23 protein-coding genes, 1 pseudogene and 1 riboswitch are annotated in these 24,869 nt (G+C 73.3%); of the genes and pseudogenes, 11 read left to right on the plus strand and 13 right to left on the minus strand.

Annotation, left to right across the window (positions count from 1 at the left end):
* Nucleotides 1-407: 407 nt before the first annotated feature.
* Both ACLQ27_RS02550 and ACLQ27_RS02555 read left to right on the plus strand, forming a co-directional pair.
* Nucleotides 408-1,184: an Asp23/Gls24 family envelope stress response protein gene (locus ACLQ27_RS02550; protein WP_425865466.1), complete on the plus strand. Its 777-nt coding sequence runs from the start codon at nt 408-410 to the stop codon at nt 1,182-1,184.
* On the plus strand, nt 1,181-1,741 hold the full coding sequence (locus ACLQ27_RS02555; protein ID WP_357496904.1) for a hypothetical protein: 561 nt from the start codon (nt 1,181-1,183) through the stop codon (nt 1,739-1,741). The genes ACLQ27_RS02550 and ACLQ27_RS02555 overlap by 4 nt, the downstream gene beginning before the upstream one ends.
* A 62-nt stretch (nt 1,742-1,803) precedes the next feature.
* Here ACLQ27_RS02555 and ACLQ27_RS02560 read toward each other — a convergent pair whose 3' ends face one another.
* On the minus strand, nt 1,804-2,493 hold the full coding sequence (locus ACLQ27_RS02560; RefSeq protein ID WP_357496906.1) for a CBS domain-containing protein: 690 nt from the start codon (nt 2,491-2,493) through the stop codon (nt 1,804-1,806).
* A gap of 191 nt (nt 2,494-2,684) precedes the next feature.
* Here ACLQ27_RS02560 and ACLQ27_RS02565 point away from each other — a divergent pair, with 191 nt between their 5' ends.
* Complete coding sequence (locus ACLQ27_RS02565) at nt 2,685-3,242, plus strand: hypothetical protein (protein ID WP_357573819.1); 558 nt, start codon at nt 2,685-2,687, stop codon at nt 3,240-3,242.
* A 192-nt stretch (nt 3,243-3,434) separates the two neighbouring features.
* The gene (locus ACLQ27_RS02570) at nt 3,435-3,827 is read left to right on the plus strand and encodes an FKBP-type peptidyl-prolyl cis-trans isomerase (RefSeq protein ID WP_234588781.1); all 393 of its coding nucleotides are present in this window, start codon (nt 3,435-3,437) and stop codon (nt 3,825-3,827) included.
* 131 nt (nt 3,828-3,958) lie between these two features.
* Here the strand turns inward: ACLQ27_RS02570 and ACLQ27_RS02575 are convergent, their stop codons facing one another.
* Nucleotides 3,959-4,381, minus strand: a complete 423-nt coding sequence (locus ACLQ27_RS02575; protein WP_357573820.1) for an STAS domain-containing protein — start codon at nt 4,379-4,381, stop codon at nt 3,959-3,961.
* Nucleotides 4,382-4,580: 199 nt separating this feature from the next.
* Between ACLQ27_RS02575 and ACLQ27_RS02580 the strand changes: the two genes are divergently transcribed.
* Entirely contained in the window at nt 4,581-5,594 is a 1,014-nt protein-coding gene (locus ACLQ27_RS02580) for an SMP-30/gluconolactonase/LRE family protein (RefSeq protein ID WP_357573821.1), read from the plus strand.
* An 81-nt stretch (nt 5,595-5,675) separates the two neighbouring features.
* Here the strand turns inward: ACLQ27_RS02580 and ACLQ27_RS02585 are convergent, their stop codons facing one another.
* Nucleotides 5,676-6,944: a L,D-transpeptidase gene (locus tag ACLQ27_RS02585; RefSeq protein ID WP_357496912.1), complete on the minus strand. Its 1,269-nt coding sequence runs from the start codon at nt 6,942-6,944 to the stop codon at nt 5,676-5,678.
* A gap of 610 nt (nt 6,945-7,554) precedes the next feature.
* Here ACLQ27_RS02585 and ACLQ27_RS02590 point away from each other — a divergent pair.
* Nucleotides 7,555-8,529 (plus strand): sugar phosphate isomerase/epimerase family protein, encoded by a 975-nt coding sequence (locus tag ACLQ27_RS02590; RefSeq protein ID WP_357496914.1) that lies wholly within the window; start codon nt 7,555-7,557, stop codon nt 8,527-8,529.
* A gap of 115 nt (nt 8,530-8,644) precedes the next feature.
* On the opposite strand, the gene ACLQ27_RS02595 is transcribed toward ACLQ27_RS02590, so the two are convergent.
* From ACLQ27_RS02595 to pdhA, 4 genes are all read right to left on the minus strand, one after another.
* On the minus strand, nt 8,645-10,324 hold the full coding sequence (locus ACLQ27_RS02595; RefSeq protein ID WP_357497334.1) for a right-handed parallel beta-helix repeat-containing protein: 1,680 nt from the start codon (nt 10,322-10,324) through the stop codon (nt 8,645-8,647).
* Between the two features lie 134 nt (nt 10,325-10,458).
* Nucleotides 10,459-11,910, minus strand: a complete 1,452-nt coding sequence (locus ACLQ27_RS02600) for a dihydrolipoamide acetyltransferase family protein (RefSeq protein WP_357574365.1) — start codon at nt 11,908-11,910, stop codon at nt 10,459-10,461.
* Entirely contained in the window at nt 11,895-12,899 is a 1,005-nt protein-coding gene (locus tag ACLQ27_RS02605) for an alpha-ketoacid dehydrogenase subunit beta (protein WP_234587160.1), read from the minus strand. The genes ACLQ27_RS02600 and ACLQ27_RS02605 overlap by 16 nt, the downstream gene beginning before the upstream one ends.
* Entirely contained in the window at nt 12,896-14,062 is a 1,167-nt protein-coding gene (gene pdhA, locus ACLQ27_RS02610; RefSeq protein WP_425865467.1) for a pyruvate dehydrogenase (acetyl-transferring) E1 component subunit alpha, read from the minus strand. The genes ACLQ27_RS02605 and pdhA overlap by 4 nt, the downstream gene beginning before the upstream one ends.
* A 106-nt stretch (nt 14,063-14,168) precedes the next feature.
* Between pdhA and ACLQ27_RS02615 the strand changes: the two genes are divergently transcribed.
* A complete protein-coding gene (locus ACLQ27_RS02615; RefSeq protein WP_374109294.1) occupies nt 14,169-14,675 on the plus strand; it encodes an Lrp/AsnC family transcriptional regulator in 507 nt (168 codons plus the stop codon).
* 15 nt (nt 14,676-14,690) lie between these two features.
* On the opposite strand, the gene ACLQ27_RS02620 is transcribed toward ACLQ27_RS02615, so the two are convergent.
* The gene (locus tag ACLQ27_RS02620; RefSeq protein ID WP_357573822.1) at nt 14,691-15,662 is read right to left on the minus strand and encodes a DNA polymerase domain-containing protein; all 972 of its coding nucleotides are present in this window, start codon (nt 15,660-15,662) and stop codon (nt 14,691-14,693) included.
* A gap of 143 nt (nt 15,663-15,805) precedes the next feature.
* Between ACLQ27_RS02620 and ACLQ27_RS02625 the strand changes: the two genes are divergently transcribed.
* The 4 genes from ACLQ27_RS02625 (at nt 15,806) to ACLQ27_RS02640 (ending at nt 19,667) form a co-directional block, all read left to right on the plus strand.
* Complete coding sequence (locus ACLQ27_RS02625) at nt 15,806-16,537, plus strand: histidine phosphatase family protein (RefSeq protein ID WP_425865468.1); 732 nt, start codon at nt 15,806-15,808, stop codon at nt 16,535-16,537.
* Nucleotides 16,521-17,390, plus strand: a complete 870-nt coding sequence (locus tag ACLQ27_RS02630; protein WP_357496918.1) for an NAD(P)H-hydrate dehydratase — start codon at nt 16,521-16,523, stop codon at nt 17,388-17,390. Before ACLQ27_RS02625 ends, ACLQ27_RS02630 begins: the two co-directional genes overlap by 17 nt.
* Before the next feature lie 91 nt (nt 17,391-17,481).
* Entirely contained in the window at nt 17,482-17,982 is a 501-nt protein-coding gene (locus tag ACLQ27_RS02635; RefSeq protein WP_234587142.1) for a hemerythrin domain-containing protein, read from the plus strand.
* Between the two features lie 138 nt (nt 17,983-18,120).
* Nucleotides 18,121-18,212: riboswitch (ZMP/ZTP riboswitch) on the plus strand.
* 18 nt (nt 18,213-18,230) lie between these two features.
* The gene (locus tag ACLQ27_RS02640) at nt 18,231-19,667 is read left to right on the plus strand and encodes a glycine hydroxymethyltransferase (RefSeq protein ID WP_425865469.1); all 1,437 of its coding nucleotides are present in this window, start codon (nt 18,231-18,233) and stop codon (nt 19,665-19,667) included.
* A 163-nt stretch (nt 19,668-19,830) separates the two neighbouring features.
* Here the strand turns inward: ACLQ27_RS02640 and ACLQ27_RS02645 are convergent, their stop codons facing one another.
* From ACLQ27_RS02645 to ACLQ27_RS02665, 5 genes and pseudogenes are all read right to left on the minus strand, one after another.
* Nucleotides 19,831-20,091, minus strand: a complete 261-nt coding sequence (locus ACLQ27_RS02645) for a hypothetical protein (protein ID WP_234587138.1) — start codon at nt 20,089-20,091, stop codon at nt 19,831-19,833.
* Nucleotides 20,091-21,344 carry a PLP-dependent aminotransferase family protein gene (locus tag ACLQ27_RS02650; RefSeq protein WP_425865931.1) on the minus strand — a complete coding sequence of 418 codons (1,254 nt, stop codon included), beginning with the start codon at nt 21,342-21,344 and terminating at the stop codon, nt 20,091-20,093. The genes ACLQ27_RS02645 and ACLQ27_RS02650 overlap by 1 nt, the downstream gene beginning before the upstream one ends.
* A gap of 78 nt (nt 21,345-21,422) precedes the next feature.
* On the minus strand, nt 21,423-22,541 hold the full coding sequence (locus ACLQ27_RS02655; RefSeq protein WP_425865471.1) for an alpha-hydroxy acid oxidase: 1,119 nt from the start codon (nt 22,539-22,541) through the stop codon (nt 21,423-21,425).
* Between the two features lie 124 nt (nt 22,542-22,665).
* Nucleotides 22,666-23,586 (minus strand): annotated as a pseudogene (locus ACLQ27_RS02660) (alpha/beta hydrolase); the annotation flags it as partial.
* 9 nt (nt 23,587-23,595) lie between these two features.
* The gene (locus ACLQ27_RS02665; protein ID WP_425865472.1) at nt 23,596-24,807 is read right to left on the minus strand and encodes a cytochrome P450; all 1,212 of its coding nucleotides are present in this window, start codon (nt 24,805-24,807) and stop codon (nt 23,596-23,598) included.
* Nucleotides 24,808-24,869 lie beyond the last annotated feature (62 nt).

A 24,869-nucleotide genomic window follows, 5' to 3' on the forward strand; every position in this document is an offset into this window, starting at 1 on the left:
CCAGCGCTCGACCTGTTGCTGTGACCCGGATCACATCTCGTTCGCGTTCCAGAGCACCCGGCGGCGTGTATCCAGCGAGGTCGCCCGTAGCGGACCGGCTGGGAGGTCAGAGCATGTCGCGTCAGCAGTTCGGCACCCTCGCCGCGCGCGGGCCGGGTGCTCGCCGCCCCCGGAGGGACCGCCCGCGTCAGGCTCGCCAGCCGCGCCCCGCCGGGGATCCGACCATCCGCCGCCGACCGAACGCCGACCGAACCGGACGACACCACCGGCTTCCCCCGCGCCCCATCCCCACCCGTTCCGCCCGGAGCGTCGCGCCGACCGGCGGCGGGCCGCGCCCCGGCGGCGAAACCGGTGCGGCGGCGCAGATCAGGCGGATCGCGGCCGACGCGGCCGCTCAGGTGCCGGGCGTGTCCGACGTCCGCCCGGCCACGGTCCGCGTGGGCGACCGGTCCGTGGGCCTCGACCTGAACCTCATCATCGGGTACGGCCACAGCGTGCCCGCCGTCGCCGACGCGGTCCGCCAAACGGTCGCCGAACAGGTGCTCGCCGGCACCGGTCGCGCGGTGGCCACGGTGACCATCACGGTGCGGGACGTGGTGGTCACCGGCTCGGCCGACGACGCCCCGTCGCGCCCACCGGGCCCACGCCCCGAGCTGACCACCGCGACCGTCAACCGGGTGGCGTCCGCGCTGCTGGGCCTCGCCCTGCTCGCCGGCGGCGTCCTGCTGGCCGGGCAGACGCTGCTGGTCACGCTGGGGCGCCCGACGCCGCTTCTCATCCGCCCCGGCTGGTACGACGCGCTGACCACCACCCGGTGGCACGATCCCGTCGTACAGGCGGCAGCCGGCGCCGCCGTACTGCTGGGTTTGCTCGTCCTGGTCGCCCAACTACGCCGGTGGACACCGGTCCGACTACGGGTCGACGAGCGCGACGGCTGGCACCTGCACCGGCGGTGCGTGGAGCGCCGGCTGACCGACGCGGCGGACACCGTGCCGGGCGTACGCGGGACCCGGGTGCGGGTCCGGCGCCACGGCGACCGGTGGCGGCCCCGGTTGCGCGCCACCGGCGACCCGGCGGCCCGTGCCGAGGTCGAGTTCGCCGTGCGTCAGGAACTGCGTCAGCTCGCCTCGCCACGCGCCGACCGCGTCGACGTCCGGCTGCTGCCCCACCGGCGGCCGGCATGACCGACGCCGCGCACCGCCTGCTGTGGACGATCGTCGCGCTGCTGCTGGTGGCCGGCGGGGCGACGGCGCTGGCAGCCGGTTCCGGCGCGCTGCCGTTCGGCGAACCCGACGCGGTCCTGCTCGGCAGCGGCCTGGTGGACGCCTGGCGGGTCGCTACGCCCTGGAGCACCCTGGCCGCGACGGTCGCCGGGCTGCTGACCGCCGTCGCCGGCCAGCGCCTGCTGCACCGGGCGCTACGCCGACCCGACCGGGCACTGCGGGGCACGCTGAGCCGCACCGGACGTCTGCCCGGTCGCACCCGGCTGGCCAGCGAGGTGCTCGTCCGCGCGCTGGAACGGGACCTGCTGCGCGCACCCGGGGTGCGGCGGGCCCGGGTGGTGCTCACCGGCACGCCACCGTGCCCCGACGTGTGGGTCCGGGTGGACCTGACCAGCGACGCCCGCGCCGGCGGAGTCCGCGAGCACGTCCACGACGCCGTCCGCCGCTTCGCCACGACGGCCGGCTGCCGACCGGCACACCTCGACGTGACGGCCCGGATCGAGCCGGTGCACCCCTGAGCCGGTCGTCCGGCTCCGTCGGGTCAACGGCTGGCCCGGCGGTCTGCTCCGTCGGGGAGCGCTCAGGCGACCGGCATGATCTGCCCCGGATCGACGACCGTGTCGTCGGCGTCGTAGGCGATCGCGTTGGTCACCCGCACGACGCCACTCACCTGGCCCGCCAGCCGGCCGGCGAGGTCGACGGCGGAGCGACGGTCCAACCGGCCCGCCAGGGTGACGTCACCGTGGCGGACCTCGACAGTCACCAGGCCGTCCCGCACGGCGAGCACCCGGTGCAGCACCTCCTGGACGATGTCCGCACGAATCTCCGCGTCCGAGCGCAGGTGCACCCGCAGCAGGTCGGCACGGCTGACGATGCCGACCAGCCGACCGAGGTCGTCCAGGACCGGCAACCGCTTGACCTGCTCGCGATCCATGAGCCGCGCGGCGGCGGACAGTGCCGCGTCCGGGCCGGTGGTCACCGGCGGCGCGGTCATCAGGTCGCCGGCCAGCAACGCCTCGCCCTTGCCCCGGGCGTCGCGCCGACGCCGGCTCTCGAAGACCCGCCGCTGCGCCGGCTCACCGGCTCGTTCGATCCGGTGCAGCAGGTCGGCCTCGGACACCACACCCAGCACCCGGCGGAACCCGTCGATCACCGGCACGGCACTGATGCCGCGGCGCAACAGCACATCGACGATCTCCCGGTACGGGGTCCCGGCCTCCACGGTCACGACCTCCCTGGTCATCACGTCACCCACCTGCCAGGTCCTCATCACGGCCTCCCTTTCGTACCTCCACCTCGGACGCTACGGCCGGACGGCGGCCTTGGTCAGGGTCTACGGCCCGGGCCGTCAGGGGTCCAAGGTCCCGGGCCGGTGCGGTCCGGTCGGCCCTGCCGGGGGCGCCGCCGAGAGCGTCTGATGGAGATGTCACCGGGAAGCGCGGTGCGAGGCAGAGAAGGGACGTGGACACCATGACCGCGACGATCGAGCGGACCACCGCCGAGACCACCGCTCCGGCGACCGGCACCACCCGAGAGAAGGCCACCCGCTACGTCCTGGCCGGCGTCCGGATGGCGCTCGGCTGGATCTTCCTCTGGGCGTTCCTCGACAAGCTGTTCGGCCTCGGCCACGAGACCGAGTCGAAGAACGCCTGGATCAACGGGGGCAGCCCCACCAAGGGCTTCCTCACCTTCGGGGTCGCCGGCCCGTTCAAGGACGTCTACACCGGCATCGCCGGCGCCGCCTGGGCCGACTGGCTGTTCATGGCCGGCCTCGCCGGGATCGGCATCGCCCTCCTGCTCGGCGTCGGCATGCGGGTCGCGGCCGTGGCCGGTGGGCTGCTGCTGGTCCTCATGTGGACCGCCGTCCTGCCTCCGGAGAACAACCTCTTCATGGACGACCACCTGATCTACGCCGGGGTGCTCGCGGTCCTGGCGCTGGTCAACGCCGGCGATACCTGGGGCCTCGGGAAGCTCTGGGCGAAGCTGCCGATCGTCACGCGGGTGCCCTGGCTGCGGTGAGCACCACCGCACCGTCGCACGGCGGGCGTCACCACAGGTGACGCCCGCCGAGACGTGTCCCCAGTTCGGTGATCTGGGGGTCGGTCCGGACGTGTCGGGGCAGGTGGCGGGTCCGCCGCACATCGGTGACGCGCTATCCGGCAGGATCGACGGTGACCGGACACATCACCCAACACGGCAGGAGATCCCCGCATGAACCAGGCAGCAGGCGCCCGATCGGGCAAGCCCGAGGTGGGTCCGATCGAGGGTGCGCCGCCGGCCGACCTCGTGACCGAGGACATCACCGTGGGCGACGGCCCGCAGGCCGAGCCGGGCCAGTTGGTAAGCGTTCACTACGTCGGCGTGTCCCACTCGACCGGCGGCGAGTTCGACTCGTCCTGGAACCGGGGCGAGGCTTTCGAGTTTCCGCTCGGCGGCGGTCAGGTCATCGCCGGCTGGGACCAGGGCGTGGTGGGGATGCGTGTCGGCGGCCGTCGCCGTCTCACCATCCCGCCGCACCTGGGGTACGGCGACCGCGGCGCCGCCGGCGTCATCAAGCCGGGCGAGACGCTGATCTTCGTCGTCGACCTGCTCGGCGTGCGCTGATCGAACGTGGCGGGGGTCGTTCGGCTCGATGCCGGGCGGCCCCCGGGCGCGTCCGCCGTCGGCGTCAGGCGCCGGGTGGGCGGGCGCACGTCCGAGGTCGGGCGTGCCGCCGGCTCACGCCCCGGTCAGCCTCAGGCCGCCAGCACCAGGCCGCCGGCCGCGGCCGGCGGACGACGAGCGGCCTCGACCAGGTCGGCTGGCAGCGGACGACGGGCGGCCTCGACCACCCGGGCGGGCTCGAGGATCGGCATCACCCGGTGCAGGCCGGTGGCGCGCAGCACCCGGGCCACCACCGGGGTGGGATCGACAAGGACCAGCTCGCCGCCCCGGGCCCGCACGCGCAGGTGCGCGGCGAGCAACGCGCGCACCCCGGCCGCGGAGAGCAGGCGCAGCCCGGACATCTCCAGCTGCACGACCGGTCGCGCCGGCACGGACCACAGAGCGGAGCGGAACGCGGCGACGGTGGCGATGTCGACCTCGCCGGCCACCCGCACCTGGACCACCCGGTCACCGACGTTGACCTGCACGTCGATCCGGTCGCTGCGCTCTTCCATGACGTGAAATCTATCCCCCACCACCGACAGTTTCGCCCCTCGGCGGAGTGATTCCGGGTACGCCCAGGGTCATCCCCCGGGTGCCCCTCATCCCCCTAGGGGTGGAGGCCAGGGGCCTCGCGGTCGACCGAACGGCCGGTGCCGCGCCGCGTGCACGGCGCTCCGGGTACGCAGGGCATCGGCGGTGGACAATGACCCGATGGTGATCCCCCGGCCCCGGCCGCCACGGCTGATCCGTCCCGTCCGCGAACCGGCCACCGTCCCGCCTCCGCTCAACGGTGTGTGGGCGGCCACGGACCGGCGGCTCGACCAGGTCGACCTCCTGCCCCTCCCCGAGGGGGCCGTCGGGCCGGAGGACGTGCTCGTCGACCCGGGCGGCCGGGTCATCAGCGGCGACGAGGACGGCAACCTCTGGTGGTGGCCGGCCGACGCGCCGGCCGGCACGCGAGGACGGCTGCTGGCCGAGACCGGCGGCCGGCCGCTCGGCATCGAGACGGATCCGTCCGGGGAGGCCCTCATCGTCTGCGACGCGTACCGGGGGTTGCTGCGGGTCACGCCGGACGGGGCGGTCCGCGAGCTGACCGGCACGGCGCCGCCGGTGCACCTGGCCAACAACGCGACGGTGGCCCGCGACGGCACGGTCTACTTCACCGACTCGTCGGACCGGTTTCCGGTCTCGCACTGGAAGCGGGACCTGCTGGAGCACCGCCCCAACGGCCGCGTGCTGGCCCACCATCCGGGCAGCGGGCGCACCGAGGTGGTGGCCGAGGGGCTGTACTTCCCCAACGGGATCGCGTTGACCCCGGACGAGTCGGCGTTGATGCTGGTCGAGACCACCACCCACCGGCTGCTCCGGGTGGAGTTGCGCGGCGGGGTGCGGGTGCTCGCCGACCTGCCCGCGTACCCGGACAATCTCTCCGCCGTTGGCGACGGGACGTACTGGATCGCCCTGCCCAGCCCTCGCGTGCCCATCGCCGAACGGCTGCTGCCACACCCGCGGCTGCGTCAGCTCGCCGCGCTGCTGCCCGACGCGATGCAGCCGCAGCCGCGCCGCTACGGGCTGGTCGCGCTCGTCGACGGCGAGGGCACGGTCTGTCGTACGCTGCACGGCCCGGCCGGGAACTACTGGATGATCACCGGGGTACGACAGCACGGCGACCAGCTCTGGCTGGGCAGCCTCATCGGGCCGGGCGTGGCCCGCGTACCCCTGTAGTGCGCGCCCCACCCCGGCGCGGCCGGGGTGCGTGCACGGCGAACGGGCCGACCCACCGCGATGGTGGGTCGGCCCGGTGCCTCAGCGTCCGCTGACCGAGGGCGCCGGCGCGGGTGACCCGCCGGCCACCGCGCCCGGGTGCGCCGGGGCGACCGGCGCGGGCTTGAGCCCGGACGGCACCGGCAGGGCGCTGCCCTTGACGAACTCGTCCCAACTCACGTTCCACGCCGTCCAGCCGTTGCCGGGTTGCAGGTCGACCTCGGTGCCCTTGACGGTGACCAGGTCGCCGACCTGGGTCACCCCCATCAGCCAGTCCGCGGCCGTGGCGGAGACGTTCGCGCAGCCGTGCGAGGTGTTGGTGTAGCCCTGCTCGCCCTCCGACCAGGGGGCCGAGTGGATGAACTCGCCACCCCAGGTGAGCCGCTGGGCGTCGTCGACGTCGACCACGTAGCCGCCGTTCGGCTCACCCCGGGTGTCGAAGGTGGTCCGCTCGTGCTTCTCCATGATCACCATCTTGCCGCTGGAACTGGGCGTGCTCGGCTTGCCCAGGCTCACCGGGATACGGCGAACCAACTTTCCGTCGCGCAGCACCGTCATCTGCTTCGTGGCGTTGTCGATCTCCAGCGAGACCTGCTTGCCGATCTTCGAGGTCGCGGTCCGTTCGGCGTCCCCGACCAGGTTCTTGCCGATCGGCAAGCCCTCCAGCCCCGCCCGGACACTGATCGTCGTCCCCGGTCGCCAGAAATCGGGTGCCCGGTAATAGACCTGACTTCCGTCCTCCAGCCACGACCAGGTACCCGGCTGCGGCGGATTCGTCTTCACGAACAACCGGCGCTGCACATCCGCCCTGGCCTCTTTCGGAATTGCCGGGTCGAACGCCACGGTTACCGGCATCGCCGTGCCGTACGTCCGGTTGCCGACGAAATAGAGGGTGCTGGTGATCTGCGGCTTCGTGGACTTGGCCATCGTGGTGAACGTGGTGGTCCGTGTCGTGGTCGCACCCGAGTCACCTGTCGCGGTCACCTCCGCGGTGTACGTACGCCGAGGTTGCAGCGGCGCGCTCGGCACCCAACCGGAGCCATCCTCACGCGGTTCCGCCTTGACCTGCGCGCCCTTGTCGTCGGTGAGCCGGACGCCGGTGACCCGGCCGCCCTTGACCACCGCGCCGACCTCGGCGCTGATCGGCACGTCCCGGGTCTTGTCCCCCGGTGTCACGGTGAGCTCCGGCGCCGCGACGTGCCCCTTGGCCGGCCCGGCCGCCGAGTCCCGGTCGGCGGTGCATCCGGCCAGCACGAGCGGTGCGGCCGCGATAGTTACCGCCAACAGCGTCAATCGCCGCCTAGGTGTCATGTTCAGTCCCCCCGTTTTCGACTTCCCTCTGCCACATTCTGTCGGCCCCGACAGGAGTATCCAGGGCATTCGGAAATAATCGGCGGCGCATTTATCGGCGCATTTTCCGGCCCTGCGCCGTTGACGAGAAAAGCGCACGAGTGCCGCCTTGAGGCAACGTCCGCACTCCCGCACGTCACCAGACCCGCAACGTCCCGTCCCACCCCGACCCCGCCACGCCCGCACCTATCGCCGCCATTGCACGACTTCACCCCTCGGGTCGCGCTCGCCCGCGATGGCGTGCGCGACGGCCGCGCGGGGGTCGGGGCGGCTGCCGCACCTGCCGGGAGGACTTTTGTCAGGTGGAGCGAAGCTTCTGCTCGTCGAGACGGAGCTTTGCCTTCGTCCGGAGGCAAGGGTAAGGTCGATTTTCAGATAGAAGGTTGCCCATTCGTCGATCAGCCTGCCTGCCTCCCTTGCCCGGGTCGGCCGCGGTCCCCCTTCAGGGGCGCCGACCGCGCCCACGCGTCGTCCTCACCGTTCCGCCGGAGCACGCCTCCGGCCGGTTCAGCGCGCTCCGGCACCGGCAAGCGGTCGACGGCACACCAGCCGTCAGGAAGGGACCACCACCATGGATCGCCAGACCAACCGCTCGGAGCCGACAGCGACCGCCGAGTCGGTCAGTCGGCGCGGACTGCTCCGCGCCGCGACCGTCTCCGCCGCAGCCGTCGGCGCCGCCGGGCTTCTCGCCGGCCCGGCGAGCGCCGCGCCCGCCGGCGACACCGCCGCCCGGGGTCAGTCCCACGGCCGGCGTCGGGTGCCGGTGGACCGCATCAGCATCCAGCTCTACACCGTGCGCGACCAGCTCGCCGCCGACCTGCCCGGCACCCTGACGGCCCTGCGGCGCATCGGCTACCGGCGGGTGGAGCACGCCGGCTTCGTGGGGCGTACGGCGGCGGAGTTCCGGGCCGCGCTCGACGCGGCCGGGCTGCGCTCCACCTCCGGTCACACCGGCATCCCGCAGCCGTTCGACGCCGCCACCTGGGAACGTGCGCTCGAGGACGCCAACACGGTCGGCTGCGAGAAGATCGTCCACCCGTACTTCGGTCGGGACGCCGAGGGGCGTCCGTACCGGGACCCCGCCGTCTACCGGGCCCTGGCCCGGGATCTCAACCAGGCGGGCCGGCTGGCCCAGCGCGCCGGGCTCGATTTCGGCTACCACAACCACCAGCTGGAGTTCGTGCCGCTTACCGACGGCTCGACCGGCTTCGAGATCCTCACCGGGCAGACCGATCCCCGGCTGGTCCACTTCGAGCTCGACCTGTACTGGACCTGGCGAGGGGCGCACGACCCGGTCGACGTGATCCGGGCCAACCGCGGCCGGATCCGCCAGGTGCACGTCAAGGACCTGGACGTCGAGGGTGGCTTCGCGGACCTGGGCGACGGCGTCATCGACTTCGGCCGGATCTTCGACCACGAGCGGGAGGCGGGCATCGAGGAGTACATCGTGGAGCGGGACGACGCGGGCACCCCGCCGCGCGCCCCCGCCGACGCCCTCGACACCGCCCGGGTCGGCTTCGACTACCTCGCCGCACTCCGGTACTGACCACCTCGGGGACCACCTGACGACGAACCGGGCCGTACGCCGCCGCCGCGCGTCGCACCACAGGTGCCCACCCTGGCGACGGCCGTCGCCAGGGTGGGCGCCGTCGCCGGGTCGCTCAGGTCCAGTCGCTGTCGACGTGGTTGTCCCGCCAGCGTCCGCCCACCGGCGGGGTGTCCAGCCGCATCCCCTCGTCGGCGTTGCCGGCGAGGTCGTTGTCCTCGACCCGGCAGTCCACACAACTGCCGCGGTCGGTGATCCACAGCCCGTGCGTCTGGGTCTGGTGGTCGTGGTTGTCCCAGATCCGGTTGCCGCGAATCGTGGCCGAGTCGAACGGCGCGTCGATGGTGATACCGGCCCGCCGCTGCGGTGCGGCACCCAGTTCGTATCGACATCCCGGCGGGGGGATGTCGCCGCTCCACGCGCTGAACGCGTCCGGGCGGACCGGGGCGAGGGTGAGTTCGTCGCCGGTGTTGGAGGCGACCATGGCGACGGCGCGTCCGACCCGCAGCATCTTGCCCCGGTGCCCGTCGTGCGGCCAGGCGGCCGACCGGTCCACCAGCGACCGCTCGCCGTAGCGCACGGCGTCACCCGTCCCGCCGGTGCCTTCGGCGTACTGCTGCCCGTTGTTGCGGATCCGGTTGTTGAGCACCACCGCGTCGGTCATCTGGTGGTCGACGCGCACCGCGTCCAACCCGTTGCCCCAGAGCTCGTTGCTCTCGATCACCACGTCCCGGATCGCGCCCTGGTAGCCGCGCCCGAGGTTCCGCGTGTGATATCCGTGCTGGCCGTTGCCGCTGATCCGGTTGCCCCGGACGGTGTACGGGCCGGGGGTGTTGCCGATGCTGACCCCGTCGCGCAGGTTGCCGTCGATGACGCAGTCGGTGAGCAGCCCGCCCCGGCCCGCCACCGACGCCGTGCCCTGCGACGACACGTCGAAGCCGGTCTCCAGGTTGCCGGTCATCGTGCAGGCCGAGACGATCAGACCGTCGGCGCCCCAGTCGGAGATGCCGAACCGGTTGCCCTGGCTGTGGCAGCCGACGATGCGGTAGCCGCGTGGCGGCTCCCAGTAGTCCTTCTGCAGCTCCAGGAAGATCCCGTTGGTGCCGTTGGCCAGGGCGGTGCAGTTGGCGATGGTCAACCGCTCCACCGGCCCCCACCCGCCGATACCGACCCCGATGCCGGCGCCACCGATCTGCTCGCCGTTGTCGAGGCGACCACAGCCGACAGTCACCACGCCGTCGATCAGCGAATCCTGGAGGAAGTCGCAGCCCAACCCGGTGGCGGCGGTGTGGTGGATGTAGAGGTTGCGAAAGACGCCCCGCACCACGTACTGCAGGCCGAGGCCCTTGGCCAGGTAGTTGTACTCGGCCATCGCCACGCCGGAGCCGTCGATCTGGAAGTCGGCGAAGGTGCAGTCGGCGATGTGCCGGTCCCGGTCCGCGCCGTGCTGCACGGTGGTCCAGAAGGCCAGCGGCGTCGGATCGGCCCGGTTGCCCTCGTTGCTGAGCATGAACCGGGTCGCCGCCGGGCCGGCCCCGATCAGCGACACGCCGCTGCGCCACACCGTGCCCGCGTCCCGGATCGAGTAGATGCCCGGCGGGCAGTAGATGACGCGGGCCCGCCCGTCCGAGGCGTATCCAGCGCCGAGACGTTCCACGAGGGCTGCCAACGCCGGCTGGTCGTTGGTCGCGCCGTCACCGGTCAGCCCGTACTCCAGCGCGTCGCAGTACAGCGGTGCGCCGGCCGCGGCGGGTCGCCGCACCCGTACCGAATTCAGTAGCAGCTCGTTCGCCACGACCACGGATCGGCTCCCTTCGACGCCTGCGGTGCGTACCGGCGGGGCCGACTTCCCGATGACGGGACCGCGAAACCCCGGGACGCACGCCGGCCCTGGCGCCGCGCGGGCGGTGCCGGGGCCGGCGGTACGCCTCAGACGGCGGCGATCAGCAGCGCCGGGCGCTCCACGCAGTCGGCGACGTGCCGCAGGAAGCCACCGGCCACCCCACCGTCGCAGACCCGGTGGTCGAAGGTGAGGCTCAGCTGGGTCACCTTGCGCACGGCCAACTGCCCGTCGACCACCCACGGCTTGTCCACGATCCGGCCCACGCCGAGCAGGGCCGCCTCGGGGTGGTTGATGATCGGCGTGGAGCCGTCCACGCCGAACACCCCGTAGTTGTTCAGCGTGAAGGTGCCGCCGGTGAGCCGGGCCGGCGCGAGCGTCCCGGCCCGCGCCGCGGCGGTGGTCGCCGCCAGCTCGGCGGCCAGCTCGGCGGTGGTGAGTCGCTGGGCGTCGCGCAGCACCGGCACCAGCAGGCCCCGGTCGGTCTGCGCGGCGATGCCCAGGTGCACCCCGGCGGACTGGACGATCCGCTGACCCTCGGTGTCGACCCGGGAGTTGAGCTGCGGGAACCGGCGCAGGCCGCTGAGGCAGATCCGGGCCAGCAGGGCCAGGATGCTCACCGGCGCGTCGGGCGTCGCCGCGTTGATCGCCGCGCGGGTCTCCAGCAGCCCGGTGGCGTCGACGTCGACCCAGATGGTCACCTCGGGGATCTCCCGCCGACTGCGGGAGAGCTTGTCGGCGATCACCTTGCGCACGCCGGTGAGCGGGACGATCAGGTCGCCGTCGCCCTGCGGGGTCGGCTCGGCGTGCGCGTCCGGTACGGCGGCGAGCCGGGCGACGGGGACTGCCAGCGCCGCCTCGACGTCGGCGCGGCGGATCACCCCGCCGGGCCCGCTGCCACGGACGGTGCCCAGGTCGACGCCGCGCTCCCGGGCCAGCCGCCGGACGATCGGCGAGATGACCAGGGCGCTCGCCGACCGCACCTCGGCGGCGACGCTGCCGGCGACCGGGGCCGCCTGTGCCGCCGCCGGGCCGGTGCCGCCCGCCGAAAAAGCGCCGGCCGACGGGCCGGTGCCGCCCGTCGGGCCCGCGTCGGGCCGGACCGCGTCGGCCGGGGCGGCGTCGGCCGGTTCGGGCGCCAGCGCCAGCCGGGGCCGTCGCCGACGACGGGTCGCGCCGCCGTGCCCGGTGCCGTACCCGATCAGCACGTTGCCGGAGCCGGCCCGCTCCTCCTCGCGGTAGGTGGCGTGCCCGGCCGGTTCGTCGCCGGCGCCGTCCAGCGGCGCGATGGTGATCAGCGGCTGGCCGACCGGCCGGACCTCACCCGCCGCGCCGTGCAGGGTCACGACCCGTCCGGCGTACGGGCAGGGCACGTCCACGACCGCCTTGGCGGTCTCCACCTCGACCACGCTCTGGTCGACGGTGACGATGTCGCCCACGGCGACCCGCCACTCGACGATCTCGGCCTCGCTCAGCCCCTCGCCCAGGTCGGGCAGGAGGAAGACCTGCGTCCGCTCGACGGTGGTCATGCCGCCGCCCAACGCGCGTCCGGCTGGTCGTCCCACTGGAGGCGGGCCACCGCGTCGAGCACCCGGTCCACGCCGGGCAGGTGGGTGTGCTCCAGCATCGGCGCCGGGTACGGGATGTCCAGCCCGGCCACCCGCAGCACCGGCGCGTGCAGCGCGTGGAAGCAGCGCTCCTGCACCCGGGCGGCGATCTCCGCGCCGACGCCGGCGAACCCGGGCGCCTCCTGGATCACCACGCACCGGCCGGTACGCCGGACCGACGCGGTGATGGTGGCGTCGTCGAACGGCACGATGGTGCGCACGTCGACCACCTCCAGGTCCCAGCCCTCCTCGCGGGCGGCCTCGGCGGCCTCCAGCGCGACCGGCACCGCCGGCCCGTACGCGACCAGGGTGGCGTCGCGTCCGGTACGGCGCACGACGGCCCGGCCGAACGGCTCGGTACGCACCGGCAGCTCGGCTTCGGCGCTGCCGAAGTAGAGCTTCTTGGGCTCCATGAAGACCACCGGGTCGGGGTCGTCGATCGCCTCCCGCAGCAGCGAGTACGCGTCCTCGACGGTCGCCGGGGTGACGACCTTCAGGCCGGGGGTGTGCGCGTAGTACGCCTCGGACGAGTCGCAGTGGTGCTCCACCCCGCCGATGCCACCGGCGTACGGCACCCGGATGACGATCGGCACGCTGAGCTTGCCCCGGGTGCGGTTGCGCAGCTTCGCCACGTGCGAGGCGATCTGCTCGAACGCCGGGTACGCGAACGCGTCGAACTGCATCTCGACCACCGGCCGCAGCCCGGACATGGCCAGGCCGACGGCGAAGCCGACGATGCCGGCCTCGGCGAGCGGGGTGTCGAAGCAGCGCTTCTCGCCGAAGCGGGCCTGGAGGCCGTCGGTGATCCGGAAGACGCCGCCGAGCGCGCCGACGTCCTCGCCGAAGACGACTACCCGCTCGTCGGCCGCGAGGGCGTCGGCGAGCGCGGAGTTGAGCGCCTTCGCCATGGTGGTGGCCATCAGACGTCACCCTCTTCGTCGTGCGCGGCGGCGAGCTCGGCGCGGACCTGCTCGCGCTGCTCGACGAGCTGGGGGGTGGGCTCGGCGTAGACGTGGTCGAAGAGGCTCAGCGGGTCGACCGTGGGCTGGGTGTTCATCCGGGTGCGCAGGTCCGCCGCGTACGCCTCGGCCTGCTCGGCGATCTCGGCGACCGCCGCGTCGTCGAGCACGCCACGGGCGCGCAGGTAGGTCTCCAGGCGGGCGAGCGGGTCGCGGTCGCGCCAGGCGTCGACCTCGGCGCCGTCGCGGTAGCGGGTGGCGTCGTCGGCGTTGGTGTGCGGCTCCATCCGGTAGGTGTGCGCCTCGACCAGGAACGGCCCCTTGCCGGCGCGGGCGTGCGCGACCGCGCGGGTCAGCACGGCGAGCACCGCGACCGGGTCGTTGCCGTCGACCTGCTCGCTGGGCACCCCGTAGCCGACGCCCTTGTACGCCAGCGACGGCGCGGCGGTCTGCCGGGACAGGGGGACGCTGATGGCGTACCTGTTGTTCTGGACGAAGTAGACGACCGGGGCTTTGAACACGGCGGCGAAGTTGATGCCCTCGTGGAAGTCGCCCTCGCTTGTCGCGCCGTCGCCGATGAAGGCCAGCGCCACTGTGTCGCGCCCCTGGTACGCCTCGCCGTGCGCGAGACCGGCGGCGTGCACGCACTGGGTCGCGAGGGGGGTGCACTGCGGCGCGGTGTGCACCTCGGTGGGGTCGTAGCCGCAGTGCCAGTCGCCGCGCAGCAGCGTGAGCACCTCGACCGGATCGATGCCCCGGGCAACCAGCGCCATCGATTCACGGTAGGTGGGGAACACCCAGTCGGTGTCGCGGACGGCGAGCACGGCGGCGACCTGGCACGCCTCCTGGCCCCGCGACGACGGGTAGACGGCGAGGCGGCCCTGCTTGGTCAGCGCGGTCGCCTGGGTGTCGAACCGGCGGCCGAGCACCATCCGGCGGTACAGCTCGCGCAGCGCCTCGACGGGCGGCTCCGGGTAGTCGGTACGGGCCGGCAGCGGCGTACCGGTCTCATCGAGCAGGCGGACCGGTTCGGCGGCCGGCAGCAGCGGGCGTGCCGGGTCGGGCGGGGTGACCGTCCGACGGGCGCGCGGGGATGCCCTGCGGACCGCCTGGGGTGTGGTCGTCACGGCGGGACCTCCTGGGACGTGTGGTGAGCCTATGCTTCCGCCTGACGGATGATTGACTCAAGATCCACGCAGAAGGCGGGACGTCTGGCATGTGGGAGGCGCATCGGTGAGCCAGGAGAACGGCGACGGAGCGAGCCGGGGAACCGGATCGGGACGATCGGCCCGAGCCATGGACGAGGTCGACAGGCGGATCCTGGACGAGCTGGTCCGCGACGGGCGCACGTCGGTGCGCACCCTGGCCGAACGGATCCACATCTCGCGCACCAACGCGTACGCCCGGGTGGAGCGCCTGCTGCGCGAAGGCGTGATCACGGGCTTCCGGGCGCAGGTGGCGCCCGAGGCCGCCGGGCTGGGCACGTCGGCGTACATGGCGTTGACGATCGAGCAGAACACCTGGCGGGAGGTGTCGGCCGAGCTGGCCCAGGTGCGCTACGTCGAGCACGTCGCGCTCCTCAGCGGCGAACACGACGTGCTGGCCCTGGTTCGGGCGCCGGACAACGCCGCCCTGCGCGACGTGGTGCTCGATCGGGTGCAGCGCATCGCCGGGGTGCTGTCGACGCGGTCGTGGCTGGTCTTCGAGGAGTTCGACGGCACGCAGAGCCCGTGGCAGTAGGGCGGGCCGCGCCGTTCACCGCTCCGGCGGCGCCTCCAGGCCCTCGGCGTCGGCCAGCTCCAGCAGGGGCTCCAGCGAGTGCCGGTCACCGTCGAGGCCGGCGTGCGGGTCGCCGCGCTCGGCGAAGCGGGCCGGCATGCTGAGCACGTCGAAGTCCTCCGGTCGGGCGTCGTCCAGCTCCGCCCAGTCCAGCGGCGCCGACACCAGGGCCTGCGGTGTCGGCCGGATCGAGTACGCCGACGTCACCGTGTGGTCGCGGGCCATCTGGTTGTAGTCGACGAAGACCGGCCGGTCCCGCTGCTCCCGCCACCAGGTGGTGGTGACCAGATCCGGCAGCCTGCGCTGCATCTGCAGGCCCAGCGCGAGCACCGCCCGGCGGCACTCGCCGAAACTCCACCTCGGCTCGATCGACAGGTAGACGTGCAGGCCGCGCCCGCCGGTGGTCTTCGGATAGCCGGTCATGCCCAGCTCGGCGAGGAACGCCCGCACCTCGTGCGCCACCGGCACCACCTGCTCGAAACCCACGCCGGGCATCGGGTCGAGGTCGATGCGCAGCTGGTCGGGGCGTTCCACGTCGGCGGCGGTGACCGGCCACGGGTGGAACCGCAGGGTGCCCAGGTTGGCCGCCCAGATCACCACGGCCAGTTCGCTCGGCGCGACCTCGTCGGCGGTCCGGCCGCTGGGGAAGGTGATGTGCGCGGTCCGCACCCATTCCGGAGCGCCCGCCGGCAGCCGCTTCTGATAGAAGGCGTCACCACGGTTGGTCTGCCGGGTGGCGATCGTCGCGCCCTCGAAGACGCCGCGCGGCCAGCGCTCCAGCATGGTCGGCCGGTCGCGCAGCGCCCGCAGGATGCCGTCGCCGACCGCCAGGAAGTAGCGGACCACGTCCAGCTTGGTCAGTCCGCGTTCCGGGAAGTACGGCTTGTCGGGGCTGGAGACGCGGACCAGCCGCTCCCCCACCCGGATCTCCTCCGCCGCCGTGGCCACGCCCCCGAGGGTACGACGTCCCGGCGGGCCCGGTGGGCTACCGGCCGGGGACCAGCGTGGCGCCGCGGCTGAGGCGACGAACCAGCCGTCCGGTGCCCACCCGGGCGCGGTTACCGCGCCCGGCGCCCGGGTAGGGGGTCGGCATGGCGGAAATGTCGACCCTCTGGATCATCAGGCACGGTGAGAGCACCGCGAACGTGGCGGCCACCCGGGCCGAGGAGAACGGCGCGGACGTGATCGGGCTCAGCCACCGCGACGCCGACGTGCCGCTCTCGGGCACCGGCGAGGAGCAGGCGCGGGCGACCGGCCGCTGGCTCGCCGGGCTGCCCGAGGATCGGCGGCCCGACGTGGCGGTGGTCTCGCCGTACCTGCGGGCGGTGTCCACGGCCGAGCTGGCGCTGCACGGCACCGGGGTGCCGGTGAGCCGGGACGAGCGGCTGCGCGACCGGGAGCTGGGCATCCTCGACGGCCTGACCGGGCACGGGGTCCGCCGCCGGTTCCCCGACGAGGCCGAGCGCCGCACCCGGCTGGGCAAGTTCTACTACCGGCCGCCCGGCGGTGAGGCCTGGACCGACGTGGCGCTGCGGCTGCGCACGCTCCTCGGCGACCTGCGCCGCGACCACGAGGGCCAGCGGGTGCTGCTCTTCGGCCACGACGCGCTGGTCTTCCTCCTGCGGTACCTGGTGGAGGGGCTGACCGAGCCGGAGCTGATGACGTTGACCCGCGAACACGTCATCGCCAACTGCTCAATCACCGACTGGTCCGCCGACGACCAGGGCAGGCTGACGCTTGGCGGTTTCAACGAGGTCGGCCACCTGCACCGGCAGGGCGCCGAGTCGACCAGGGAGGACGAGATCCATGCCGAACCGGTCTGAGGTCAAGGTGATCACGCCGGGGCTGCTGCGCGACTGGGAGCTGCCGGTGCCGGCCGGCGGCAAGGAGAGCCGGGGCACCGTCCTGGTGATCGGCGGCTCCCGCTTCACGCCCGGGGCGGTCCTGCTCGCCGGGGTGGCCGCGCTGCGCGCCGGCGCCGGGGTGCTCCAGCTCGCCGCCGCCGAGTCCACCGCCGCCACGCTGAGCATCCAGGTGCCCGAGGCGCTGGTGGTCGGGCTGCCGGAGACGCCCGACGGCGCGGTCGCCGCGGACCGGGCCGGCCAGCTCGGCGAACTGGTCGGCGCGGCCGACGTGGTGGCGCTCGGCCCCGGACTGAAGGGCATCGACGAGACCACCGAGCTGCTGGGTCTCGTCCTGGAGGCGGCGGGGACGCGCACCCCGCTGGTCCTCGACGCGTACGCCCTGGGCGCGCTCAGCCACGAGCCGAAGCTGCTGGTCGGCTCGGGCCGTCCGGTGGTGCTCACCCCCAACGTGACCGAGGCCGGGCACCTGCTCGGCCGCGAACCCGGCGACGACCTGGGCGCCGAAGCCGCCGAACTGGCGCACCGGTACGAGGCGGTCGTCTCGCTCTACGGCCACGTGGCCGCTCCGGACGGGCGCGGGTGGCGGGAGGAGAGCGGCGACGCGGGCCTCGGCACGTCCGGCAGCGGAGACGTGCTCGCCGGCCTGCTCGCCGGGCTGCTCTCCCGGGGCGCCGACCCGGCGCAGGCCGCCTGCTGGGGAGCGTTCGCGCACGCCGTGAGCGGCCAACGGCTGATCCCCCGCTACGGCCGAATCGGTTTCCTGGCACGGGAACTGCTCGACGAGATCCCGCGCACACTGGCCACCGTCTGACCAGGCGAGATCGGCCACATTCGCCCGTTTCGCCACTGACCGTCGGGGTACCGGATCAACACCCAGCCGAGCTACGAAAGGGGGCACGCCGGTGTCAACCGATGCCATCGTCCTGCTCAAAGAGGACCACAAGGAGATGCGTCGCCTGTTCAAGGCCTTCCAGGACGCCGAGGAGGGGCCGGCGAGCCAGCGGCAGAAGCTGGTGAACCAGATCCTCGAGGCCCTGACGGTGCACACCTACCTGGAGAACGAGGTGATGTACCCGGAGGTCCGCCGGCTCCTGCCCGACCTGGAGGACGACATCCTCGAGTCGTACGAGGAGCACCACGTGGCCGACGTGCTCTGCCTCGAACTGGCCGCGATGGACGCCGACGACGAGCGCTTCACCGCCAAGACGACGGTGCTGATCGAGAACGTCACGCACCACGTCGAGGAGGAAGAGGAGGAGTGGTTCCCCAAGGTCCGCGAGGCGTTGGGCCGTAAGCAGCTCCAGGAGATCGGCGAGAAGATGATCGCGCTGCGCGCGGACGCGCCGCGTACCCCCACCCAGCCGAAGGCGATCAAGAAGGCGCGCGACGCGGTGACCGCCTGAGCCACCAACCGTTCGACGAGGGGCCCGGCCGGACCGGGCCCCACGTCGTGTCCGGCCGGGCAGCAGCGCCGTCCCACCACCTCGCCGGGCGCACGTCGGGAGGTCGGCCGGGTCGCCCCGGGCCGGCCCGGTAGGATCGGCGCGGGCCGTTACTGGCGCGTGGGGATGGACAACCATCGGGAAGCGGTCCCGTCACGAGGACGTTTTTGCCGAGCGCCTGGGCCTTCCGCACGTCTGTAGGAGGTCGTATGTCGCACAACGCCGAGTCCACCGCATTCCGGAGCGCCCTCGAGGTGATCCGGGCTGTCGAGCCGCGGGTGGCCGACGCCATCGGCGCCGAGCTGACCGACCAGCGGGAGTCGCTCAAGCTCATCGCCAGCGAGAACTACGCCTCCCCGGCCACCCTGCTGGCCATGGGCAACTGGTTCAGCGACAAGTACGCCGAGGGCACCGTCGGCCGTCGCTTCTACGCCGGCTGCCAGAACGTCGACACCGTCGAGGCGCTCGCCGCCGAGCACGCCCGGGAGCTGTTCGGCGCCGCCCACGCGTACGTGCAGCCGCACTCGGGAATCGACGCCAACCTGGTCGCGTTCTGGGCGGTGCTGGCCGACCGGGTGGAGTCCCCCGCCCTGAAGAAGGCCCAGGTCCGCCAGGTCAACGACCTCACCGAGGCCGACTGGTTCGCGCTGCGCCGCGAGCTGGGCAACCAGCGGATGCTCGGCATGTCGCTGGACGCGGGCGGTCACCTCACCCACGGCTTCCGGCCGAACATCTCCGGCAAGATGTTCGACCAGCGCAGCTACGGCACCGACCCGGCCACCGGCCTCATCGACTACGACCGGGTCGCCGAGGCCGCCCGCGAGTTCAAGCCGCTGATCCTGGTCGGCGGCTACTCGGCGTACCCCCGGAAGGTGAACTTCCGGATCCTGCGGGAGATCGCCGACTCGGTCGGCGCCACCTTCATGGTCGACATGGCGCACTTCGCGGGCCTGGTGGCCGGCAAGGTCTTCACCGGCGACTTCGACCCGGTGCCGCACGCGCACATCGTCACCACCACCACCCACAAGTCGCTGCGCGGCCCCCGCGGCGGCATGGTTCTCTGTCAGCCGGAGCTGGCCGACCAGGTGGACCGGGGTTGCCCGATGGTGCTCGGCGGTCCGCTGCCGCACGTGATGGCCGCGAAGGCCGTCGCTCTCGCCGAGGCCCGCCGCCCCGACTTCGCCGACTACGCCCAGCGGATCGTGGACAACGCGCAGGCCCTCGCCGACGGGCTGCTGCGCCGGGGCGCGACGCTGGTCACCGGCGGCACCGACAACCACCTGGTGCTCATCGACGTCTCCGGGTACGGGCTCACCGGCCGGCAGGCCGAGCAGGCCCTGCTCGACTCCGGCATCGTCACCAACCGCAACTCGGTCCCGCAGGACCCGAACGGCGCCTGGTACACGTCCGGCATCCGGATCGGCACGCCGGCGCTGACCACCCGCGGGCTGGGCACCGCCGAGATGGACCAGACCGCCGAGCTGATCCACACCGTGCTGACCCAGACCACGGCCGGCGCCAACGCCGACGGCACCCCGTCCAAGGCGAAGTACACGCTCGACGCCGACCTGGCCGACAAGGTCGCCCGCCAGGCCACCGACCTGCTGGCCCCCCACCCGCTCTACCCGGCCATCAACCTGACCTGACGCCGGCCCGGACCCGCACGTGAGTTCCGCGTCGATCATGGAGTCGTGGTGCCCGAATCAGGGCGGGTGGCAACCTTTGTCCACCACCACAACCCCATGATCGACGCGGACGGGGGCGGGGCGCGCGGCGCGGGGCGCGGGGCGCGGGGCGCGGGGCGGGGGGTTAGTTCAGGGGGCGCTTGAGGTGGTAGCGGTGGACTTCGGTGCTGCCCTGGACGTTGTTCACGTCCTCGGCGGCCGAGACCAGCTCCCAGCCCTCCCGGCCGGCGCGGTTCAGGTGCGCGATGGCCGTGTCGCCGTAGGGGGTGATGTCCTTACGCGACCCGTCCGGGCCGTACCAGACGAACGAGACGGTGAAATTGCGGCCCTGCCCCTGATAGCGGCGGACGAGCAAGGCGTACTCCCAGGCAACCATGCGGCCCATTATGACCGTCCACGCAGGAGCTCGTCAGCGATGAGGGCGGCGAGCCGGTCCAACCCCCTGTCGATCTGCTCGGGTGTCACCGCGCTCACCGACAACCGCAGCGCGCACACCGGCGCCGTGTCGTCGTAGAAGTGCGCCATCGGCGTCCAGAGCACCCCGTAGTCACGCGCCGAGGTGTCCAGCAGCGCGTCGTCGACAGCGAACGGCACCGTCACCACCACGAAGAACCCGCCGGCCGGCACCGTCCACCGCACCGCCGCCGGCCGGTCCGGCTCATCGGGGAAACGCCGGGCCAGGCCGGCGACCAGGTGACGCAGATTGCGGGCGTACGCGGCCCGCTCCCGGGTGTTCGCGGGCACCAGGCTGCACCCGTGCTCCAGCAACCGTCCACCGATCACCGCCTGCGCGATAGGTGAGGTGTTCACCGTGACCATGCTCTTGATCATCGCGAGCTGGTCGGCGAGCGGGCCGACCCGACCGTCGGAGCCGGCCACCCGCTGGTCGGCGACCACGTAGCCGACCCTCGCCCCGGGCAGCACCGTCTTGGCGAACGAGCCGAGGTAGACCACCCGCCGGTCGGTGTCCAGCGCCTTGAGCGTGGGCGGGCGCGGCCCGTCGTCGACGGGGAACAGCCCGTACGGGTTGTCCTCCAGCAGCAGCAGGTCCTCCTCGGCGGCCAGCGCCAGCAGCCGCTGCCGGTCCGGGACGGTCATGCTGATCCCGGACGGGTTGGCGAAGTCCGGCAGCACGTAGCAGGCGCGCGGCCGAAGACCCGACGCGCGGGCCCGACGCACCTGCGCCCGCAGGTCGGCCAGGTCCACACCGGACGGTCCACCGGCGACCGGCCACACCGGCAGGTCCACCAGCCGGGCCGCCCCGGTCAGCCCGACGTAGGTCGGGGCGACCGCCAGCAGCACGTCCTGCGGGCCGGCCCGCAACGCCCGCAGCACCAGGAACATCGCCTCCTGGCAGCCGACGGTCACCACGACGGCCTCCGGGTCGACAGTGATCCCCTCGTCGACCGCGAGGTTGCGGGCGATGAGGTGGTGCACGACGCCCTTGGTCCGGCCGTACTGCAACAGCAGCCGTCGGGCCTGCTCGGGCGTGTGACCCAGGTCGTCGACGAGGTGCCGGTGGAACGTGTCCAGGTGCCGGTGCACCGCCGCGACGTCGAAGAACTCCTCGTACGGGCGTCCGGCCGCGAGCGACACCGCCGCCGGATAGCGTTCGGACACCTCATTGAGGAAGTTCATCGAGGTCAGCGCCGGGTCACCCAGCGCGGGGTGCAGGTCGGCGACGCTCAGGTCGACCGCCTCGGTCGATGTCACCGCTCAGCCCACCCCGAGCGTCCGCAGCTCGGCCGCCGCCGCCGGATCGGCGCAGCCGGCCAGGATCAGCGCGTCCCGCACCTCCGCGGCGAGCAGCGCCAACGCGTCCTGCGCGCCGGGCCGTCCCCCGACGGCCAGCGCCCAGAGCATCGGACGGCCGACCAGGACGCCCGCCGCGCCCAACGCCAGCGCCCGCAGCACGTCGGTGCCCCCACGGATGCCGCTGTCCAGCAGCACCTGAGCACCGTCGCCGACGGCGTCGACGACCTCGGGCAGCATGGTGACGCTGGCCGGCGTTCCGTCCAACTGACGCCCGCCGTGGTTGGACACCACGACCGCGTCCGCCCCGATCCGTACCGCCTCGACCGCGTCCCGGGGATCCAGCACCCCCTTGACGACCAGCGGCAGGTCGACGTGCTCCCGCAGCCAGGCCAGGTCCGCCCAGCGCAGGGCCGACTCGAACGACGCGTCGGTGTGGGTGGCGATCGCGGACACACCGGGGGCGCCGGCGTGCGCCAGCGCGTCCCGGCCGTGCGGCAGGTTCGCGGCGACCACGTCGGCCGGGAGGCGGAACGCGTTGCGCAGGTCGCGGGGGCGTCGGCCGAGCACCGGCACGTCCACGGTGACCACCAGCGCGTGACAGCCCGCAGCGACGACCCGGTCCAGAAGATCGCGGACCAGCGCCCGGTCGCGCAGCCAGTAGAGCTGGAACCACACGTCCGCGCCCGCTTCGGTAATCTCCTCGATCGGCGTGCTGCTCAACGTGCTCGCCAGGTACGGCACGCCGGCGGCGCCGGCCGCCGCCGCGAGGCCCGGTTCCCCGTCCGGGTGCACGAGCCGCTGGTACGCCATCGGCGCGACCCCGACCGGCATCGCGTACGGCCGGCCGAGCAGGCGGGCGCCGAGGTCCACGGCGTCGTTGCCGCGCAGCACCCGGGGCAGCACTGCCACCCGGTCCAGCGCGGCCCGGTTGGCGGCCAGGGTCACCTCGGCGGCGCTGCCGCCGGCGATGTAGTCCCACACGTCCGGGGCCAGCACCGCCCGCGCCCGCTGGCCGTAGTCGGCGAACGTCACCGCCGCCGCAGGAACGGTCGGCAGGTCCGCCAGCACCGGCTCAGCCACCGCGCACCCCCGCGTCGGCCGCGGCGTCCGGGTCGGTGGCGGCTGCGCCGACACCTGATCCCGCGGCGGCCGGGTCACCGTCAGCCTCACCGGCGGCCGGTTCGTCCGGCCGGGGCGGCAGCCCGAACCGTTCCCGCAGGAACGCCGCCGCCCGCTGCTGCGCCCGCTGGCCGTCGCTGAAGGCGCCGGGCATGGCGAAGAACCCGTGGATCATCCGTGGATAGTGGTCGAGGCGGGCGGGCACGCCACAGGCGCGCAGCCGCTGCGCGTAGCGCTGCCCCTCCGCGCACAGCGGGTCCAACTCGGCGGTGACCACGAGCGCCGGAGGCAGGCCGGACAGGTCGTCGGCGAGCAGCGGCGACGCCAGCGGATCCCGGGAGTGCGCCGGGTCGGCCAGGTAGTGCGTCCGATACCAGGCCACCGACCGGCGGTTGAACAGCGCCGGGTCGTCGTCGAGCGGGCCGGACGGCTCGCCGCTGACGTCGGTGTTCGGATAGACCAGCAGCTGCGCGGCGAGCGGGGGCCCGTCGGCGCGGCAGAGCAGCGTCACCGCCGCGGCCAGGTTCCCGCCCGCGCTGTCCCCGCCCACCGCCAGCCGGGTCGGGTCCACGCCGAACCGGTCGGCGTTCGCGGCGATCCACACGGTGGCGGCGTGACAGTCGTGCACCGCGGCCGGAAAGGGGTGCTCGGGGGCCAGTCGGTAGCCGACGGTCACCACCTGGCATCCGGCCGCGTTGGCCAGTCGCCGGCAGATGCCGTCGGCGGTGTCCACGCTGCCGAGCGTCCACCCGCCGCCGAAGAAGTACAGCAGGGTGGGCAGCGGTCCCGGCCCGGCCGGCCGGTACACCCGGATCGGCAGGTCACCGCCCGGCCCGGGGATCCGCTCGTCGCGTACCTCATCGACCTGCTCGACTACGCCGCCGCCGGCACGGATCGCGGCCAGGTCCGCGGCGCGCGCCTCGCCGAGGGTCTGCGTGTAGAGCGGCGGCGTGCCGGCCGCGACGCGGGCGGCGCGGTAGGCCGCCACCTCCGGGTGCAGGGCCATGCGGGTCTCCTATCCGCCGGTGCTGACCAGCAGCTTGTCGATGCCACGCAGGAAGAGACTGCCGCTGTACGTCGGGGTCTCGGTGACCGCGAGCCGGGGGAACCGGGCGAACAGGCGGGGCAGGGCGAGGCGTCCCTCCAGCCGGGACACCGCCGCGCCGAGGCAGAAGTGCAGGCCCACGCCGAAGGCCAGCGACGGCGGGCCGGAACGGGTGGGGTCGAAGACGTCCGGGTCGGCAAACCGCGCCGGGTCGCGGTTGGCGGCGCCGATGATGATGAGCACGTTGTCGTCGCGGGCGACCGGCACGCCGGCCAGCACGGTGTCCTGCGGCGCGGCCCGGGCGAGGAAGTGCACCGGGCTCTGCAGACGCAGCACCTCGTCGACGCAGCCCCGGGCGAGGTCGTCGTCGGTCGGCAGCGCGGCGACCGCCCCCGGGTGGGCCAGCAGCAGCGGCAGGCCGTTGCTGAACATGTAGACAGTGGTGACGAAGCTGGCGTTGAACAGGACGATCAGGTTGCTGATCAGCTCCTCCTCGGTCAGCTCCACCTCGCCCGAGCCGACGGCCTCGACCAGCGCGCTGATCAGATCCTCGCCGGGAGTACGGCGGCGGTGGGCCAGCAACTCCCGGTAGAACGCCCGCAGCTGCTGCGCCGCCGTGTTCGCGGCGGCCAGCCGCTGCGGGGTCTTCCCGGCCACGTCCAGGAACTCGTCGATGCGCTCCACCTGGTCCCGGTACCAGGGCAGCTCCCCCGCCGGGATGCCGATGAACTCCGCCATGACCAGGGCGGGGATCGGGTACGCGAAGTCGGCCACGAAGTCGACGACCCCGCCACCGGCGTCGGCCATCCGGTCCAGCAGCTCGTCGACGACCCGCAGGATCACCGGCTCCAGTGCGCCGAGGCGCCGTGGCGTGAAGGTACGGGAGAAGACGTGCCGCATCCGGGTGTGATCGGGCGGGTTGAGGAACATCATCGAGGTCTGGAAGGTGCGCAGGATCTCGTGCTCCTCCCAACCCGGCGGCGGCTGTTTGGTCCACTGCGGATCGCGCAGCAGCCCGTCGATCAGGTCGTACCCGACCGCCACCGCCGCCACCGTGCGGTGCTCGGCCCGAGGTGGTACCGCGCTGACCGGCCCGAGCCGGTGCAGTTCGGCGTACCACGGGTACGGATTCTGGCGGCCCTCTTCGCTGTAGAGGCCGGTGAGCAGGTCCTGCACCGTCACGACGTTCTCCTCCCCAGGATGTCGGTGCCCGGGGGCGGCGGGATCGGCCGCCGCCCCCGGAC

This window comes from Micromonospora sp. DT63 (genome assembly GCF_049841615.1).
GTDB lineage: Bacteria > Actinomycetota > Actinomycetes > Mycobacteriales > Micromonosporaceae > Micromonospora.